General features: G+C 73.1%; 16 protein-coding genes. 8 read left to right on the forward strand and 8 right to left on the reverse strand.

The annotated features are described in order from the left end of the window. Positions 1-31 precede the first annotated feature (31 nt). The 6 genes from ACWCYY_RS37335 to ACWCYY_RS37360 all read right to left on the reverse strand — a co-directional run bounded on the left by ACWCYY_RS37335 (position 32) and on the right by ACWCYY_RS37360 (position 6,889). Positions 32-1,027, reverse strand: coding sequence for a BtrH N-terminal domain-containing protein (locus tag ACWCYY_RS37335; RefSeq protein ID WP_449798572.1), 996 nt, complete (start codon positions 1,025-1,027; stop codon positions 32-34). After that, the gene (locus ACWCYY_RS37340) at positions 1,024-1,842 is read right to left on the reverse strand and encodes a MerR family transcriptional regulator (protein WP_345280401.1); all 819 of its coding nucleotides are present in this window, start codon (positions 1,840-1,842) and stop codon (positions 1,024-1,026) included. Before ACWCYY_RS37340 ends, ACWCYY_RS37335 begins: the two co-directional genes overlap by 4 nt. Before the next feature lie 194 nt (positions 1,843-2,036). Beyond that, on the reverse strand, positions 2,037-2,909 hold the full coding sequence (locus tag ACWCYY_RS37345; RefSeq protein WP_449798573.1) for a diaminopimelate decarboxylase family protein: 873 nt from the start codon (positions 2,907-2,909) through the stop codon (positions 2,037-2,039). A gap of 9 nt (positions 2,910-2,918) precedes the next feature. Then, the gene (locus ACWCYY_RS37350) at positions 2,919-3,281 is read right to left on the reverse strand and encodes an SAV_915 family protein (protein WP_345280403.1); all 363 of its coding nucleotides are present in this window, start codon (positions 3,279-3,281) and stop codon (positions 2,919-2,921) included. 329 nt (positions 3,282-3,610) lie between these two features. Continuing rightward, positions 3,611-5,569: an amino acid transporter gene (locus ACWCYY_RS37355; protein ID WP_449798574.1), complete on the reverse strand. Its 1,959-nt coding sequence runs from the start codon at positions 5,567-5,569 to the stop codon at positions 3,611-3,613. 153 nt (positions 5,570-5,722) lie between these two features. Then, positions 5,723-6,889 (reverse strand): TIGR03364 family FAD-dependent oxidoreductase, encoded by a 1,167-nt coding sequence (locus ACWCYY_RS37360; protein ID WP_449798575.1) that lies wholly within the window; start codon positions 6,887-6,889, stop codon positions 5,723-5,725. A gap of 151 nt (positions 6,890-7,040) precedes the next feature. On the opposite strand from ACWCYY_RS37360, the gene ACWCYY_RS37365 reads away from it, so the two are divergent. The 3 genes from ACWCYY_RS37365 (at position 7,041) to ACWCYY_RS37375 (ending at position 9,494) form a co-directional block, all read left to right on the forward strand. Further along, the gene (locus ACWCYY_RS37365; protein WP_449798576.1) at positions 7,041-7,865 is read left to right on the forward strand and encodes a GntR family transcriptional regulator; all 825 of its coding nucleotides are present in this window, start codon (positions 7,041-7,043) and stop codon (positions 7,863-7,865) included. Continuing rightward, positions 7,862-8,554 carry a phosphonatase-like hydrolase gene (locus ACWCYY_RS37370; protein ID WP_449798577.1) on the forward strand — a complete coding sequence of 231 codons (693 nt, stop codon included), beginning with the start codon at positions 7,862-7,864 and terminating at the stop codon, positions 8,552-8,554. Before ACWCYY_RS37365 ends, ACWCYY_RS37370 begins: the two co-directional genes overlap by 4 nt. A 97-nt stretch (positions 8,555-8,651) precedes the next feature. Next, positions 8,652-9,494 carry a hypothetical protein gene (locus ACWCYY_RS37375; RefSeq protein WP_449798578.1) on the forward strand — a complete coding sequence of 281 codons (843 nt, stop codon included), beginning with the start codon at positions 8,652-8,654 and terminating at the stop codon, positions 9,492-9,494. A gap of 204 nt (positions 9,495-9,698) precedes the next feature. Here the strand turns inward: ACWCYY_RS37375 and ACWCYY_RS37380 are convergent, their stop codons facing one another. Then, complete coding sequence (locus ACWCYY_RS37380; RefSeq protein ID WP_345280420.1) at positions 9,699-10,763, reverse strand: PucR family transcriptional regulator; 1,065 nt, start codon at positions 10,761-10,763, stop codon at positions 9,699-9,701. Between the two features lie 244 nt (positions 10,764-11,007). Here ACWCYY_RS37380 and ACWCYY_RS37385 point away from each other — a divergent pair, with 244 nt between their 5' ends. The 3 genes from ACWCYY_RS37385 to ACWCYY_RS37395 all read left to right on the forward strand — a co-directional run bounded on the left by ACWCYY_RS37385 (position 11,008) and on the right by ACWCYY_RS37395 (position 14,136). Then, entirely contained in the window at positions 11,008-11,517 is a 510-nt protein-coding gene (locus ACWCYY_RS37385) for a hypothetical protein (RefSeq protein WP_449798579.1), read from the forward strand. 83 nt (positions 11,518-11,600) lie between these two features. Beyond that, positions 11,601-13,037 carry a flotillin family protein gene (locus ACWCYY_RS37390; protein WP_449798580.1) on the forward strand — a complete coding sequence of 479 codons (1,437 nt, stop codon included), beginning with the start codon at positions 11,601-11,603 and terminating at the stop codon, positions 13,035-13,037. Between the two features lie 142 nt (positions 13,038-13,179). Then, entirely contained in the window at positions 13,180-14,136 is a 957-nt protein-coding gene (locus tag ACWCYY_RS37395) for a hypothetical protein (RefSeq protein ID WP_449798581.1), read from the forward strand. Positions 14,137-14,292: 156 nt separating this feature from the next. On the opposite strand, the gene ACWCYY_RS37400 is transcribed toward ACWCYY_RS37395, so the two are convergent. Beyond that, positions 14,293-14,547 (reverse strand): hypothetical protein, encoded by a 255-nt coding sequence (locus tag ACWCYY_RS37400; protein WP_449798582.1) that lies wholly within the window; start codon positions 14,545-14,547, stop codon positions 14,293-14,295. Between the two features lie 262 nt (positions 14,548-14,809). On the opposite strand from ACWCYY_RS37400, the gene ACWCYY_RS37405 reads away from it, so the two are divergent. Together ACWCYY_RS37405 and ACWCYY_RS37410 are read left to right on the forward strand one after the other, a co-directional pair. Continuing rightward, positions 14,810-15,070, forward strand: coding sequence for a hypothetical protein (locus tag ACWCYY_RS37405; RefSeq protein ID WP_449798583.1), 261 nt, complete (start codon positions 14,810-14,812; stop codon positions 15,068-15,070). A 306-nt stretch (positions 15,071-15,376) separates the two neighbouring features. Further along, entirely contained in the window at positions 15,377-15,982 is a 606-nt protein-coding gene (locus tag ACWCYY_RS37410) for a hypothetical protein (protein WP_449798584.1), read from the forward strand. The last annotated feature ends 241 nt before the right edge of the window (positions 15,983-16,223 follow it).

Below are 16,223 nucleotides of genomic sequence, written 5' to 3' on the forward strand. Positions count from 1 at the left end.
ACACCGCCGGCCCACCTGCTCTCCCGTCGGCTCACCGCTCCTCCAGCCGGCTCAGCACCTGCACGGCCTCGCGCTCGATCCGGGCCAACTCGCCCAGCAGCGACGCCGCTTCGTCGAGTCGGGCCTGCCCGTCCGGGGCACCGGCCCGTCCGACCAGGGCCGCCACCTCCGTCCAGAGCCCGGCCGCCTCGGCGTACAGCGCGTGGCCGGTGCGCAGCCGGTCCCCGCCGATCAGCCCGAGGCACTCCGCGAGGAAGTCCCGGTAGAGGTTGCGGAACAGCGCACCACCGGTGCCGGCCCGTTCCATCAGCAGGGCGGCCTGCGGCAGGTCGCGCTCCGGATCCGCGGCGCGCTCGCGCCAACCACCCACCATCTTGGCCGTCTTGGCGATGCCGCGGTGACCGAGGTTGGCGATCGGCGGGTTGAGGAAGGCCTCGGCGCAGGCGGTGACGGCGGGCACGATCTGCCGGTACGGGTCGAGCGTTCCGGCGGCCGGTGCCGCCAGGGTGAAGGAGCGGTGCTTGGCGGCCATCGGACCCCGAGCCGCCCTGGCCTCCGCGAGGCTCGCCAGACCGGTGGAGACGGCGCCGCCCTGCTGCGCCGTGTCCACCAGCAGTGCCCGGCCGTCCTCGTATCCGTACAGGGCCACCACGTGACCGGCGAAGTGCGCCTCCGAGGTGAAGTACTCCAGGTAGTGGCTGTCGAGCTGGAGCCCCACCGGGCGGCCGTCCTCCACCGCCGCCCGTACGTTCTCCCAGGCCCTGCCGGGGGAGCTGGTCTCCCGGACCACCAGGTCCAAGCCCAGCCGGGCGGCCAGGTTGCGGGTGAGCTCGAAGGGCCTGACCCGGCCGCCCAGGAAGGGGAAGTCCATGCCCTTGCCGTCCCAGTAGACGAAGGAAAGCCCGGCGCCGAGCCCGAAGAGCATCGGCTCGGACAGGTCGATCCCTTCGTGCCGCAGCAGCACCCCCAAGGCCGTGGTCTCGCAGTGCTGCCCGCCCCGGGTCTCCACACCGGCCACCGTGCTCATGCGCTCTGCTCCTCGCTCTCGCGGACCGGGATCACCAGCCGGGTCACCAGTTCCTCCTGCGGCGCCTCGTGCGGGCCGACCAGGTACGCCTCCCGGGCCGGGGCCAGCGGGTGCAGCCCGCGCTCGTGCACGGCGGCGAACAACGCGTGGTAGGCGAGCGGGAGTTGGGCGTACGACCCGGTGTGCGTGGTCTCCACCACCGGCCCGCCCGGCAGGACCACGGTCTCCAGGCCCTCCACCTCCGCCGCCACGGTCCGCGCGCCGACGGCGATGCCCGTCGACTCCGCCAGGTCCAGCGGGTACAGCCCCCACAGCGGGGGCTCCCACCCCGTGCCGGAGCGGGCCAGCGCGGGCAGCAGACGGCCCGCGCACGCCCCGAAGGCCTCGGCGATCCGGTCGGGAGCGCAGTCGCCCCGGACCACGGCCAGCCGCAGCTCCGGCTCCTGAACCACCGTCACCGCGTAGCCCCGCCCCGGCAGACCGCCCTCCGCCAGCCGCTCCAGCAGGCCCAGCCGCACCTCGTCCCGCCGGATCCGCTCGGCCACCCTGTCCCGCTCGGCGCGCAGGATCTCCGCCCGCTGCCCCGGCCCCGCGGCCAAGGCCCGGGCGATCACGGCCAACGGAAGGTCCATCTCGCGCAGCAGCGCGATGGTCAGCGCGTCCCGCGCCTGGGCCGGTTCGTAGTACCGGTAGCCGGTGGCCCCGTCCACCCGGGCGGGCGCCAGCAGGCCGGTGTCGTCGTAGTGCCGCAGCTGCTTGACGCTCAGCCGGCACAGGCGGGCGAACCGCCCGATGGTGAGTAGCTCCTCGTGCACGCCCCCATCGTGGACCCTCCCCCCGTGGGAGGGTCCACCCGGTGGCGGTCCGCGGCGCGGCCGGTCCGGCCCTGGTCGCCACCACCGACCCACGCGGCGCGGCCGGCTCCGGCCGCACGAACTGACGGTCCGCCTCGGTCGAGGCGCACCGCCGGGAGGACGGGTTCCGGGGAGCCGCGGCAGGCGTCGGCCCCTCACTCCATCGGGTCGGCAGGCGTCCTGAAGGACCGGTCGTCAGTCGGCCCGGCGGGGCCGGTGACCTCGCGGCCCGGCTCCAGGGTCAGCCCGGGCACCGCGAGGCCCGCCTGGGCGCAGCCGTGGGCCAGTTCGGCCCGGAGGCGGTGGGCCAGGGCGGACAGCACGGGCGGAGTCAGGCTCGCCCGCCCCTCGGACGCGCTCCCGCCGCCGAGGTCCAACTGCCTCAGCTGGATTCCGTGTTGCTCCCTCGTCCGGGCCATCAGCCCGACCATCCGGCGTACGGCGGCCAGGTACGGCTTGAGCGTCCCGGGCTGGGCACCGACCTGGCAGGAGAGGCCGACGAGTTCGAGCTCGGGCCGGCGGACGAGGCGGGCGATGGCATGCTGGGCGGATCCGTCGGTGACGCAGAGGCCGGGCCTCGGGCCGGCCGGGCCGGCCGGGCCGGCGAGCGTGCGTCCACCCGTCCCGACGCCCGGCAGCACCGAGAGCAGCACCTGCTGGCGGGTACCCGGCGCGACCAGCGCGGCCAGCCGCGCGCTCTCCGAAGCGCTGTCGAGGACGATGCGCCCCACGCCGAGTTCCACCGCGGCGCGCAGGACCTCGGGGCTCCCGGCACCGCCGTGCAGCAGGATCCGCCCCGGCGGGAGACCGGCCGCCACCGCCAGGGCCAACTCCCTCGTCGAGCGCACCTCCAGGCCAAGCCCCTCCTCCCGGACCCACCGGACGACGGGGCCGCAGAGGTACGGCGGCGCCACGTGCACCACGTCGGCGTCCGGGAAGGCGGAGCGGTAGGAACGGCACCGGTCGCGGAGCCCGGCCTCGTCGGGCACCCACACGGTCGGGTGGGCGGTGGGCCGCGCGATGGACACGAGGGGCCCTCAGCCGATCGGGAGGTGGCGGCGGGCGGTGGTTCGGGGGGCGTCGATCCGCAGGGGGTCCCAGGTGTCCACGGCGGGTGCGGGAGCGGAGAGTTGGGGATCCACGGTGAGCACGGTGACGCCCATCGGCTCGGCGAGTGCGCGCAGGGCCGGTTCGGCGAGCCGGATCCACGGCTGCTGCGGACCGAGCGCGGCGGCCAGCAGCTGCCCGGTGGTGAAACCGACGGCCGTCCGGGCGCCGAGCGCCGTGCGGAAGAACCGGGCGGTGAGCCCCGTCGGTCCCGGCCGGACGGGCACGTAGAGCGGTCCGGCCGGGACGGGTTCACACGGCTCGGAGTCCTCGGTGCACGCGCACTGCGGCATGGCTGTTCCTCTCCTCGGGCAGGGTCCGGCCACCGAAGCCGGCGGCGGGCACGGTGCTGACGCTACGCCCACGGACCACCGTACCGGTGGGCGACCGTTGCTCAACACCCGCTCCCTGTCGCGATGTTGGCGCCTCGCCAGGCTGGGAGCCGGAGCGTCCCCCACGGACCGCCCCGGCTCCCGACGTGACCAACCTAGGGTCGGCGACGCGTCCTCCCGGGATCCCCTGACGCCCTTCTTGCGCCGCTGCCACCGATCTTGACACCCCATTGGCACCGGCAGGACCGGTGCGTTGCCCCCGCCCCTCCTCCGGACGTCTCCCGTCCGCCCTACCCGACGTGGACGCGGGGGCGCCGGGAGCGGTCCGGCTCGGCCTCGCGGAGGACCTCGCGGGTGACCGGGGCGACCTCGCCCTGGCCGAGCAGGAAGAAGCGGAAGAACTGGGCGAAGGGGCTGCCCTCGGTCCACTCGAAGTAGATGTGCGGCCGCAGGCCGGTGCGGTCACGGACCGTCAGGAGCAGCGCGGCCAGGGCGTTGGGGACGCTGGAGCTCTCCAGGGTGAGCACCCGGTAGCGGTCGTGCAGCACCTCGCCGCACACCGTCAGCTCGGCCTCGAACTCGGAGGGGTCCCTGACCGTGACCTCGACGAAGACCAGGTCGTCCTCCTCGGGGATGTCGTTGTCGGCGCGGATCTGCCGCTTCTTGTCCCGGTACTCGGCCAGGTCCCGCCGGTCCGGCTCGTTGGCGACCAGGCGCAGCGGCCGGTGGGTGTAGTCCCGCAGGAAGCGCTCGGCCGCCTCGTCCAGCACCACGTCGGTGACCCGCAGTTCGAAGGCGCGCTTGAGCCGCGAGAGCAGCGAGACCAGCACGATCGCGGCGATGAAGCAGGCGCCGATCTTCACCCCGTCCGGGCGCTCGGCGACGTTGTCGCCGGTGGTGTAGACGAAGACCGCCGCGATGGTGGCGAAGGCGACGGTCCAGCCGCGCTGGCGGGCCTTGCGAGCCGCGATGGTCACGGCGATGGCCGCCGAGGTGATCAGCACCAGGACGCCGGTGGCGTAGGCGCCGCCCTGGGCGTCCACCGAGGCGTCGAAGATCCAGGTCACCAGGAAGGCGATCAGGGTCAGCACGATCACCATCGGCCGCACCGCCCTCGCCCAGGCCGGGGCCATGCCGTAGCGGGGCAGGTAGCGCGGCAGCAGGTTGAGCATGCCGGCCATCGCGGAGGCTCCGGCGAACCACAGGATCAGGATGGTGGAGAGGTCGTAGACGCTGCCGAAGGTGTTGCCAAGGTTCTCGTGCGCCAGGTAGGCCAGCGCCCGCCCGTTGGCCGGGCCGCCGACCTCGAAGGCGGACTCCGGGATCAGCAGCGTGGTGACGAAGCTACTGGTGATCAGGAAGGTGCTCATGATCAGCGCGGCGGTGGTCAGCAGCTTGCGCGCGCCCCGGATCCGGCCGGTCGGGCGCTCCTCGGTGTCGCCGGGGTCGCCCTCGATGTGCGGCATCACCGCCACGCCCGTCTCGAACCCGGACAGGCCCAGCGCCAGCTTGGGGAAGACCACCAGGGCGACCCCGATCATCGCGAACACGTTGCCGTGCTCGGTCGTCAGGGCCGAGGACCAGTCCTGGACGACGTGCGGCTCCTGGGTCAGCTGCCACAGCCCGTTGCCCACCACGACCACGTTCAGCGCCAGGTAGACCGCGACCAGCACCACCGCGACGCCCATCGCCTCGCTGAACCCCTTGAGGAACACGGCGCCCAGCAACGCGATCAGCACCAGCGTGATCAGCACCTGACGCCCCGACAGCGCGTCGTGCAGGTGCGGGTTCTCCACCAGGTGGGCGGTGGCGTCGGCCGCCGACAGCGTGATGGTGATCATGAAGTCGGTGACGGCGAAGCCCAGCAGCGCCAGCACGAACAACTTCCCCTGCCAGAACGACAGCAGCCGCTCCAGCATCGCGATCGACCCCTCGCCGTGCGGGCTCTCCGCGGCCACCCGCCGGTACACCGGCAGCGCGCCCGCCAGGGTGACCACCACCAGCACGATGGTCGCCACCGGCGACAGCAGCCCGGCCGCCAGCGCCGCGATGCCGGGCTGGTAGCCGAGGGTGGAGAAGTAGTCCAGTCCGGTCAGGCACATCACCCGCCACCAGCGCGCGCCCTTGTGCCCCTCCGGGCCGTCCGCGTGCGGCCCCGGGTGCTGCTTGGCCCGGTCGGCCAGGCCCTCCAGCAGCCAGGACCGCAGCCTCGACCCCCGCGACACCGCGTGCGTGTCCGCTGCACCCACCGCACCGCTCCGTCCGCGCAGCCGTACGCCACCGGGCCCGGTGACACCGCGTCAGGTTAGGTGATCATCAGCCGGGCCCCCGGCGGCACCACGCCGCAGGTCAGCCCTTCGGCCGCACGGGCTCCCGCGACCTACCGCCCGCCCGACGGGCCGTCAGAGCGCGGTCGGCTCCAGCTCGGTCGGCTCCAGCTCGGTCGGCTCCAGGGTGCCCGCGAAGGTGCGGGCCGCGAGGCCGAAGGAGAGAGTCATGCCGACGCCCGAGGTGACCGACAGGGCCCGCACGCCGGGGGCGAGGTCGCGGACCAGCAGCGGGCCGCGGGCGCTGCTGGCGTAGACACCCTGCCAGCGTTCGAGGACCTCCAGTCGCTCGACGCCCAGCACGTCGGCGATCGCGTCGAGCAGCAGCCGGGAGACCCGCTCGTCCAGGAACGGCGGGGTGGTGTCGTCGTAGTGGTGGGAGTCCCCCGCCAGGATGGTGCCGTCCGGCAGGCCGGTGAACATGACGTTGGCGCCGATCTCCACCAACTCCGGGCTGTGGGCGAGGACTTCCTCGCGCAGCCGGGCCGCCGAGGGCTGCGCGGTGAAAGCGTCGTAGCGCAGCATCGAGGTGGCCGTCAGCACGGCGGAGTCGGTGCGGAAGGCGGCGGGGGCCTTGACCCGGGCCATGTTCAGGCGGCAGCGCTCGATCCCGTGGCGCTCGGCCGGCTCCGGGAAGAGGTGGTCGAGGTCGTGGCCGACGCAGACCAGGATCTGACGGCCGTGCACCGGGCCGCGGCTGGTGTGCACGGTGCCGGGCTCCACGCCGGTGACGGAGGTGCCCCACCGGATCTCGGCGCCGGGCTGCTCGGCGATCCACGCCGCCAGCGCGGGAGCCGCCTCGCGCGGGTTCACCCGCAGGTCGTCGGGGAGGAACGCCCCGCCGACCAGGTCGCCCACGGCCGGCCGGCCGAGCGCCTCGGCGGTCTCGGCCGCGCTGCGCAGCCGCACCGCGTCCCCGCCCCGGTCGGCGTGCAGCTCCTCGAGGACGGCCGCCTCGGCCTCCGAGCGGGCCACCACCAGGGCGCCGGCCTCGCGCGCCCAGAACCCGGCGGCCGCGGCCGCGCGCAGCCAGCCGCCGCGGGAGAGCCGGGCGATGTCGAGCAACTCCCCTGACTGGGCGCCGATGCAGCAGTGTCCGAAGTTGCGGACGGACGCGCCCACCGGGCGCCGGTCGCGTTCGACGACGGTGACGGACAGGCCGTTGGCGAGGGCCTCGAAGGCGTGTGCGAGGCCGACGATGCCGGCCCCGACGACGACCAGGTCAGAAGGTGCGGTGCTCATGCCGCCCAGACTTCCCTCCGGCCGAGCACCTGTCAATGGCTGTATAGACAACTTTCCGTCTGCTCATCTGGGCGACATCTGATGTTCACCAGGAAAATCGCACCTCAGGTCACCTCTTGGGAATCCGCCGACGTAGTGTCATAGTCGAGTTGTGAAGACAACTTCGGAGGGGCCGCTGCACCAGCGGCTCAGCGTGGAGCTCCTGCGCCGGATCAACACCGGGGCCTGGCCCGAGGGCCAACCGGTGCCCACCGAGGCCCAGTTGTGCGCCGAGTTCGGCGTCTCCCGGGGCCCGGTCCGCCAGGCCCTGGCCACGCTGCGCCGCGAGGGCAACCTGGTCGGTGGCCGCGGCCGCCCGCCCGTGGCCCGCCGCACCGCGCCCTCGCAGCCGTTCGCGACCTTCCTCTCCTTCACCGAGTGGGCCGAGTCGATCGGCCGGGAGCCCGGGCAGCGGACGGTCGAGGTCTCCCGCCGCCGCGCCTCCCAGCCGGCCGCCTCCCGGCTCGGCCTGACCGAGGACGACCACGTGGTCGAGCTGGTCCGCCTGCGGCTGCTCGACGGCGTCCCCGCGATGCTGGAACGCTCCAGCTTCGTCGCGGAGGTCGGCCGCCACCTGTTCGACTTCGACCCGGACTCCGGTTCGGTCAACGCCGAACTGCTCCGCCGCGGCGTGGACCTGTACCGCGCCCGGCACACCATCGACGCCATCGCCGCCGGAGCGGCCGACGCCGAGCTGCTGGAGGTCCGGCCCCGCGATCCGCTGCTGCGGGTCCGCCGGATCACCTCCTCCAGCGACGGGGAACCGCTGGAGTACGGCGACGACCGCTACCTCCCCGCGATGGCCACCTTCACGATCGAGAACACCCTCGAAGGCCGCACCGTCGCCGGCCGCTCCCCCGCCACCGCACCCGCTCCCGCTCCCGCTCCCGTCAACACCACCGCACCCGCACCCGCACCGAAGAGGACTGACACGTGATCGAGCTCGCCGTACTGGACATGGCCGGCACCACCATCGACGAGGCCGGCGCGGTCTACCAGGCGCTGCGCGCCGCCGTGGAGCGCAACGGCGTCGCCGTCGCCGACGAGGACCTGCAGACCTGGATGGGCACCGACAAGCGCGAGGCCATCGACGCCCTGGTCCGCCTCGGCGGCGGCACCCCCACCCCCGAGCTGGTCGAGGAGAGCTACCTGGCCTTCGCCGAGTACCTGCGCGAGGCCTACCTGGCAACTCCGCCGCAGCCCCTCCCCGGCGTCGAGCAGGCCCTCGCCGAGCTGCGCTCCCGCGGCATCAAGGTCGCCCTCACCACCGGCTTCAGCGACGACGTCGCCATCCCGCTGCTCGCCGCCATCGGCTGGTCCACCGGCGAGGGCGGCAACCTCGACGCCGTGGTCACCTCCGACGAGGTCGGCCGCGGCCGCCCCGCCCCGTACATGATCCACCGCGCCATGGAGAAGACCGGCGTCCTCGACGTCCGCGCCGTCCTCGCCGCCGGCGACACCGCCGTCGACCTCCAGGCCGGCACCAACGCCGGCGCGGGCGTCGTCGTCGGCGTCCTCACCGGCAAGGTCGACCAGGCCTACCTCGCCTCCCACCCCCACACCCACATCCTCCCCAGCGCCGCCGGCATCCCCGCCCTCCCGGAGACCCTGCCCACCCCCGCCTGACCCCTCGTCACCCCCCTTCCTGCCGGCCGTTCCGACCCACGGGCCGGGACGGCCGGCCGTACAGTGTCCAGAGCATCACGCGGTCGAGGGTGGGGCAGTGGACAGCAACGAGTACGACGAGTACGAGGCCGTCGTCAGGGTCCGGAAGGGCTCACGGCTGACGCAGTCGAGGAAGACCGCGGGCGCGAACCGCGGGATGACGCGCGACCCCGACACCAACCAGGTGGGTCAGGCCGAGATCTTCCTCAAGGACGACGAGCCGGAACCGATCGGGTATCAGCTGTACGACCAACCCGGCGACGACCACTACGACCGCTACGACCGCCACGAGGAGGAGGCCCGAGCCCGGAAGCGGCAGGAGAACGCGGAGTTCCTCGCCGAGGTGCTCGTCGAGGTCGGCCTCAAACTGGCCGAGAAGGCCGCGCCGCACGTCATCAAGTGGTGGTCCGAGCAAGCGCTGCCGGCAGTGCGGACGCGGTGGAACGAACGGGCGCTGCCGTCCGTGAAGGCCAGGTGGAGCAGCATCACCCGCAAGCGCGCGATCGGCCGCCGGGCCGGCGATGCAGCGGAGATCCACCAGGAGGTCGAGACCGCTCCGAACGACCAGCGGACGACCATGAGCGGCACGGAGGCGCGCAGACGGTTCGCCTCCGCCCTGACGGCCAGGATCTACAGCGACGGTCAACTCCGACTCCTGCGCAACGCCCGGATCGTGAACGAGGGCGAGGCCGGTCCCGAGGAACTGGACGTGAGGGACGACCTCACACCGCAGCGCATCGGAGAGTACGTCGCCGCCATGCTCGAAGCCGACCCCTCCCTGCTCAGCCAGGACACCCTCGGCGAACTCGAGAGGATCGTCGCGCGCATCCGAGCCGACGGTGGCCACGCTCCCGTCACCAGGCCGAACGCCGCCCTCGCGAACGACAACGGCGACACTTGATCCCCCGGACCCCTTGCACGACGGGGCGTTCGCCCTCCTCAACCTTGCCCCCGAGGACGGTCCACGTCGGCCCGGCACTCGTGTCGTGGACGATCACACAGACGGCCTGACGAAGGGTCAGCACGCCCGCGCTCCCCGGATCGTGGCGATCGGAACCCGATGGCGGCGCCGATCTCCACGCATCGTTCCAGGCAGCCGTGACACTCAACCCGAGGGGTCGGTCGCAGGCCAGTCCAACAGCCGGGCACCGATGACGGCGGTCTGCAGGGTGTAGCGGTGCACCGGGTCCGTCGGGTCGGAGCCGGTCAGCCGTTGCACCCGCTCGAGTCGGTAGGTCAGGGCCCGCACGCTCAGGCGCAGCCGGCGCGCCGCCTCGGCCGAGACGCAACCGGAGTCGAAGTACACCGACAGTGTCTCCAGCAGCGTGGCCGGCCCGCCGCGGGCCTTGCGGAGCGGGTCCAGCACACCGGTCACCAGGTCGGCCAGTGCCTGCCGGTCCCGGCTCAGGACCGGGAAGACCAACAGGTCGGAGGCGCGCAGGACGGGTCCTGGCAGGTCCATCTTCCCGGCGAGGTCCAGTGCGCCGAGGGCCTCCTCGTAGGAGTGGACGATACCGCCGGCGCCCGGGTGCGGACGGCCGATCGCCACCAGGGCACGGCCTGTGGCAGCGCTCGTCTGCTGGGCGAAGTAGTCGAGCACGTCGTCCTCGTCGCCCGGTGCGACGCACACCAGGCGGCCCTCCTTGGTGGTGAGCAGGATCCGGCGGTTGCCGAAGCGGTGGATCAGCGCGCTGTCCACCTGCCGGGTGACCGGATCGCCGTCGGAGTAGGCGTCCGGCCCCTGGGCGACGGCGACCGCGTGCGCGTGCGAGAGCAGCAGCCCGAAGTGCTTGGCCCGCTCCGCCAGCCGGCCCAGGTCGCTGCGCCCGTAGAGCAGGTCGTCGATGAACTCGCGCCGGGCGGTCTCCTCCTGACGCACCGCCAGGCGCTGGGCGCGCTCGTGGCCCTCCGCGAAGGCGTCCACCGCCTGCTCCACGGCGGCCAGCACCGTGGTGGTGCGCTCCGATCCTGCGGCGGGCCACGCGGTCCGGGTGGCGGCCAGGTGGGCGCGGACGGCGGCGCGCAGGCTCTGCCCCGTTTCGGCCGCCTGCTCGCCCGCCAGGCGGCAGGCCTCGAGTTCGTCCCGGCTCAGCCTGCGGCCGGTGTCGGCGACCTGCTCCAGGACGCGCGCGTACGCCGCCAGATGGCTGTCCGGTACCGCCTGGGTCACGCCGTGCTCCTGTCTTCCGCTTCCCGGAAGTATCGGTGATCGCCCGCCGCCGGCACCACTCGCCGAGGTTTTCGGGGCTCGCCGAGACCATGCTGGTCATCGCCCCCGACCCGTCCGGGTCGGAAGCTGCCGTGGGACGGCATTAAGAGCACGTAAAGACTGCCGGGACACGGCAATGAACTCCACGGCCCTCTCCTGCAACGATTCAGCCCGACGGGGGAGCACCACGAGGAGGGGGCGGGGCATGGCGTTGTTCCTGGGGCTGGGCCTCGCGGGCATCGCCGTCCTCGCCCTCTCCTTGGTGCTGGACGGGCTGCTCGACGGCCTCTTCGACGGTGCGTCAGCCGGTGCGCTCGACGGGCTGCTGTCGCTGCCGGTCGCCGCCGGGTTCGTCGCGATGTTCGGCTTCGTCGGCGCTCTCGTCCACGGCGTCACCTCGCTGGGAACGCCCGCGGCAGTCGTGGCCGGCCTCCTGGCGGGAACCGCGACAGGCGGGCTGACCTGGGCGTTCAACCGGGCACTGAGGCGGGATCGCACCGTCGCCACGCCCACCGCCGAGGGCCTCGTCGGAACGACGGGCACCGTCGTCACCGAGATCCGGCCGGACGGCTTCGGCGAGGTCCTGCTGCGCTCCGGCGGGCAGCCCGTGAAGGTCTCTGCGCGCAGCACCGCCGCGATCGAGCGCGGCAAGCAGGTGTGGGTCGACGGCGTGCTGTCGCCCACCGCCGTCACGGTCCGCCCCACCCGGCCCTGACCGACCCGGCCCACCCGCGCACAACTCCGGAGCACCCGGAGCGAACCATCAGCCGCCCTCCACGGGGCGAAGGGGGACACCTCATGAGTCCAGTAGTAGTCACCGCCGTCGCCGGAGTGTTCGTCCTCCTGCTGCTGCTCGTCCTCGTCGTCGTCACCCGCTACAAGGTCGCGGGGCCGAGCGAGGCCTTCATCATCACCGGCCGCCGCGGCAAGACCTCGACCAACCCCGAGACGGGCCGCGTCAGCACGGACAACAGCGGCCAGAAGGTCGTCGTCGGCGGCGGGGTCTTCGTCGTGCCGTTCGTGCAGCAGAAGTTCACCCTCGACCTCTCCAGCCGGCACATCCCGATCGCGGTGCGCGGCGCCGTCACCCTGCGCGGCGTGAAGGCCAACCTCGACGGGGTGGCGATCGTCAAGGTCGGCGGCAACGAGGACGCCATCCGCGCCGCCGCCCAGCGCTTCCTCAAGCAGCAGGACGGCATCGTCCGCTTCACCCAGGAGGTCCTCTCCGGCGCCCTGCGCGCGATCGTGGGGCGGATGTCGGTGGAGGACGTCATCCGCGACCGCGCGGCCTTCGCCGGCCAGGTCGCCGAGGAGGCGGAGGCCAGCCTCTCCGGCCAGGGCCTGGTCCTGGACGCCTTCCAGATCCAGGACATCACCACCGAGGGCACCTACCTCGAGGACCTCGGCCGGCCCGAGGCGGCCCGGGCCAAGCAGGAGGCCGACATCGCCGAGTCGAACGCCCGGCGGGCCTCGGAGCAGGCACGGCTGAAGGCCGCCGAGGAGGTCGCGGTCGCCGAGCGCACCTTCTACCTGAAGCAGGCCGAGATCCGGGTGGAGACCGAGGCCGCGACCGCCAAGGCGAACGCCGCCGGCCCGCTCGCCGAAGCGGCCCGCCAGCAGGAGGTGCTCACCGAGCAGGAGAAGGTCGCCGAGCGGCAGGCCGCCCTGACCGACCGTCAGCTCGACACCCAGGTCCGCAAGCCCGCCGACGCGGCCCGCTACCAGGCCGAGCAGCAGGCCGAGGCCCGCAAGGTCGCTCTGGTCAAGGAGGCCGAGGCGGAGGCCGAGCGTGCCCGCCTCACCGGTCTGGGCGAGCAGGCGCACCGCGCCGCGCTCGCGGAGGCGGTGCGGATCGAGGGCGAAGCGGGCGCCTCCGCCATCGCGGCCCGGGGACTCGCCGAGGCCGAGGCGATGCGCAAGAAGGCCGAGGCGCTCGCCCAGTACGGCGACGCGGCGGTGATACAGATGCTGGTCGAGGCCCTGCCCCAGGTCGTCGGCAAGGCTTCCGAGCCGCTGAGTGCGATCGACAAGCTCACGGTGATCTCCACCGACGGCGCGAGCCAGCTCACCAGGACGGTCGCCGACAACGTCACCCAGGGTCTCGAACTGCTCAACTCCACCACCGGCGTCGACCTGACCGCGCTGCTGAGCGGCATCCTCGGACGCACCGCCCCGGGCCCGGCGCCGTCCCCGGCCGGCCAGCCGGTGAGCACCACCATCGAGGTCACCGCCTGACGACCCGCGCTCCCCTCGCCCCGGCGGAGGGCACGACCGACGTTCGGTCCGCCCCTCCCCCCGCCCGGCCCGCCCCGGTCCCCGTCATCGGACGGACGGCTGCGGAGACCCTCAGGATGCGACACCAGAGAAGGAAGCGATCGTGCTGCGCTCGGAACTGAGGGCCGTACTCGGCAAGTTGGCCCTCGTCCTGGCGCTGTGCGCCGCCGTTCCCGTCGCCTTCTGGCTGGCGTTGGCCCGCACGAACGCCGAGGTCGAACGGGCCACCGCGACCGCCGTCGGCCGGGTCGAACGCGTCGACCGCGGCAGGGGCTCGTCCGCCGTGGTGACGTGGACCGACGCGCACGGTGCCCGGCACAGCGGGCGGTTCGCCCTCACCGACCCCGACCGCTACCACCCGGGCGACGCCTACCCGCTGCGCTACGACCCCGACGGCACCGATCCCCGGGCCGTGCCCGCCGAGGCCGAGGACGTCTCCGCCCTGCGGGACCTGCAGCTCGTCCCGCTCCTGCTGTCGGCAGCGGTCGGCGCCGCAGTCGCGGTGTTCTGGACGGGGCGGGCAGCCCGGTACCTGCTGGTCCTCCGGAGCCCGTCCGTGCCCGGCACCGCCCGGGCCGGCCGGGCTTCCCACGGCCGCAACGCCTCCCGCCCGGTGGTCCACGTACGGTGGCACGGCCCGTCCGGCGCCGTGCACGAGGGCTGGCAACCGGTCATGCCGGGCCGGGGCGAAGCCGCCCTGCGCGGCAGCGACGCGGCCGACGCGACCGCGGTGACGGTCCACCAACGGACGGCCGGCGGCCGCGTGGTCCTCGTGCTCCCCGACGGCAGCTCGCTCGTCCCCTCCGACCACCTGCACTCCCGCGAACCGACCGGCTGGGACGACCGCCCCGAACCCCCGCTGCCGTACCGCTCCCCGCCACCTCCGGAGCGAGGGTGGCAGCTCCGCTGCGCCCTGACCGGGACCGCGGCGGGAGCCGTCACCGCTCCGGCCGCCTGGTACCTGACCGGCCAGGGCACCGCCACCGCGACCGTCACCCTCGCGGTCGCGGCCTTCGCCGCAACGGGAATGTGGCTCCGCGATCTCCAACGCGCCCACTGAGTCCGCCCGTACCGTTTCGGAAGAATCCACCGAAGTGAATTCGAAAAGGCCATTCGAAGCCGGAGACGGTACGGATTGGTCACATTTGGAAGATTCCTTTCCGCGACTGAGGGTGACCCTGAAAAGGGTCACCCTCAGTCGCGGAAATACGGCCGTTCAGAGGAGGATGACGATTCCTCCCACGCCGTACCACAGGCCACCGTAGTACCAGCCCCAGCCCCAGCCGGGGTAGTAGCCCCAGTGCCCGTGGGTGGTCACGTTGACGCTGATGTGGCTGGTGTGGGCCGTGAACGACTGGTTGTAGTGCCTGGTGGAGAACGAGGCCGAGGAACTACTGGAGACGCTGACCGAACGGGCCTGAGCCGCGCCGGCGGTGGAGGCCGCAGCGATCGGGACGGCCACCGCCGTCACGGCGAGCGAGCATGACGCAATGGACCGAGCAATTTTCCTGGTCATTTTCTGTCACCTCAGAAAAGGGCAGATGATTTGCCGCTTCCAAATGTATGACCAAATCCCCGGTGATGCCATCCTCAATTCCCGGGGGGATAAAGCGTCCAATGGGGAACGCCGCCCGTCCGACAGCCAGGTGGCGCAGCCGGCGGGCGGGCGTGGCGCTGCCTAGCGTCGGTGGCGGAGGCGGAACCCGCCGCCTCCGGAACGGAGGTGACACTCCGTGAACAAGCGCATGACCCGTCTCGTGGCCACCACCGCCCTCGCCGCCGGTATCGTCGCCGTCCCGGCCGCCGGTTCCGCCTTCGCCTCCACCCGCGGCTCGGAGCAGTTCTACGGACACCAGGTGGAGGCCTCCACCAGGAACGTCCACTACAGCGAGAGCACGACCTTCTACTCCAGCACCGACTGGAGCAGCGGCCACTGGCAGGGCAACGGCCACCACGGCTACGGCCTGCTGGGTCTGGGCCTGATCGTTCTCTGAACGCCCGGCTGTACGTGAAGACCTCGCCCGGCTCCTGAGGCCGGGTGGTGGGACCCGACACCTCCTCCGGGCCCCACCCGTGCCCGCCGTCTCACCTGAAACGAACGGCGCGCACACCACCACTTCGAAGACCTCCGTACCCCGGACTGGTGGCATCACCCGAACGGCCGACCCAGCTCGCCGTGAAGCACGTCCACGGGTGAACCCCACCCGCCGGGCCAAGCCGACCAACGCCTCACCCCGAAGACTCCCGCAAGCTCCCCGGCACTCACGACGGGGCGCACCCTCACTTGAGGAGTCATCAACGTGACGCCCCGACAAGCCCCCTGTGGCAGCCCCCACCCCCAACGATGCGCGGTCCAGCTGCGCCACGCGGTCATCGAGGCGACCGGCTGGTCGGCGGTGGGCCCGGTCCTCACGGTCGGTGCCCGGGCCGCAGACCTGGCCCGCTCCCTGGCCGAGCGCCACAGCCCCGTCCTCGCACTCACCACCCTCAGGTCGCCGGGCGGCAGCGTCGGGCCGCACGTCACCAGGCTCACGGGCGACCCGCTGCTCCTGCCGACCCTGGGCCTGCCCGCGCTCTCCCTCGCCCTGGTCAGCGGCTACCCTCCCAGCCGCGCCGCCCAACTGCTCCTGGACCTGGACGTGCTCCTGCGCCCGGGCGCGAAGGTGGTGTTCGTGCCGGACCGGCTGGTTCCCGAGCTTCTGCCCTACATGGGCCCGGCGGCGGAGAGCCCCTTCCACCGCCTGCGGGCCGAGCACTTGGCTCACGCCCACTGCACCGGCCCCGAGACTCCGGGACCGACGGCTCCGTCAGCGCGCCACGGTGTGATCACCTTGGTCGCCGACCGGCCGGGGCCGGCCTGCACCCTCGTGGCGCCGCCGGCCATCGCCCCCACGGCCGGTTGCTGACGAGGACCGGCCGCGCACCCGGCGCGGCACCTCGGTTCGCCGGTGCTGTCCGCAGTCAGGGCCTGCCGTCAAGGGACTGACCGCACGTCAGCTCGCACGGGTGAACTTCGAGGGCTCCGGGGATCCGACACCAAGCCGGGCGGGGTGGTGCGCCGAAGTGCCTGCGATGTGTCCGCGTGGTGCGGGCATCGGAGGAGATGGGGCGTGATGGCCGCAGAGCGCATCGACACCCGTTTGTTGG

It is taken from the genome of Kitasatospora sp. NPDC001664 (assembly GCF_053596675.1).